We start from the raw sequence: 1,338 nt of genomic DNA, 5'->3' as shown, positions 1-1,338 counted from the left end.
GGGTCAGCGTGGGGGACCTCTACCGGGAGATGGCGCAGCAGCGGCAGATGACCGCGCTGCAGCTCAACCTGCACGCCGAGCTGGACCAGGCCGTCGACGGCTACGTCGACCAGCTCCAGCGGGACATCGCCGCCTCCGGTGAGCGCCTCATCATGGACTCCCGGTTGGCCTGGCACTTCTTCACCGACGCGCTCAAGGTGCACATGATCACCGAGCCGGGTGAGGCGGCCCGCCGGGTGCTCGCCCGACCGTCCGGGCCGGCGGAGAGCTACGCCTCCCTGGAGGAGGCCAAGGCCAAGCTCCGTGAGCGCAGCGCGAGCGAGCGGAGCCGGTTCATCATCCGGTACGGGGTGGACAAGGCCCGGCTGCGCAACTATGACCTGATCTGCGACACCACCCGGGCGTCCGCCGCCGAGGTGATCGAGCACATCGTGGCCGCGTACGAGGGCACCCTCGGCGCCGAGGTGCTGCGGGACGCGCCGCCGCTGCTGCTGCTGGACCCGGCCCGGGTCTACCCGACCGAGGACATCGCCACCCTGCGGGGCCTGTGGGACACCGACTTCGTCGGTGGGGTGGCCGAGGCGGGCGACGAGGCCCTCGAACCGCTGAAGATCGGGTTCACCGGTGAGTACTTCTTCGTCGTCGACGGTCACCGCCGCCTCAGCGCCGCTCTGCAGAACGGGTTCTCCCTGGTCCCGGCCCAGTTGGTCGCCGAGGTCGACGAGCCGGTGGTGGGTGGGATGACCGCGATCGACTACTTCGCCGCCCAGGTGCGCCCCGGTCTGATCTACGACTGGGAGGCGGCTCACAAGATCCAACTGCCGTTGCCCGAGCCGGCGCTGCTCCGTGGCGACGCGGTGCTCGCGGGGGACCCGGGCGCCAGCGTCTGAACCCGGCGCGAGACCGGGCCGACGCGCGGGTACGCGCGCCGGCCCGGCCACCGAGTCGTACGGCGGTCGCCGCGACGTCTCAGCCGAGGACGACGCCCGTGGCGCCAACGCCGGCCATGCCGGAGAAGATGTCCTCGTAGTAGAACCGCCAGGCGCAGACCCGGCCGGTCTTCACGTAGCCGGTACAGGCCGTCGACGTGAAGGTGTCGTCGATGGCGGTGTTGGTTCCGGTCGCCCAGACCTGGAGCGTGTTCGCCGCGTTCACGATCTCCACCGGGCCACCGCTGTCGCCCTGGCCGACGGCGTTGGTGCCGGTGGTGTTCTCCGCCTGGACCTGGCCGCAGACCTGACCGAAGTCGCGCACGTTGATGCAGAGGTTGCGGGCCTTCACCTGGATCGAGCAGCGGGTGCCGGAGTACGCGCCGGAGGTGCACACCCAGTTGCCGAC

At 70.9% G+C, this 1,338-nt stretch carries 2 protein-coding genes; one reads left to right on the top strand and one right to left on the bottom strand.

Features of this window, described 5'->3' with window-relative positions; genetic code table 11:
• Positions 1-890, top strand: an 890-nt coding sequence (locus KBX53_RS33070; RefSeq protein ID WP_210863782.1) for an AAA family ATPase, incomplete at its 5' end; no start/stop codon positions are given.
• Positions 891-969: 79 nt separating this feature from the next.
• Here KBX53_RS33070 and KBX53_RS33065 read toward each other — a convergent pair.
• The coding region (locus KBX53_RS33065; RefSeq protein WP_210863780.1) for a hypothetical protein at positions 970-1,338 on the bottom strand (369 nt) is incomplete at its 5' end.

The organism is Micromonospora sp. M51, from assembly GCF_018070305.1.
Classification (GTDB): domain Bacteria; phylum Actinomycetota; class Actinomycetes; order Mycobacteriales; family Micromonosporaceae; genus Micromonospora; species Micromonospora parva.
Note: the sequence above shows the minus strand (reverse complement) of the source record. Positions and strands in the feature narration are given on the sequence as shown.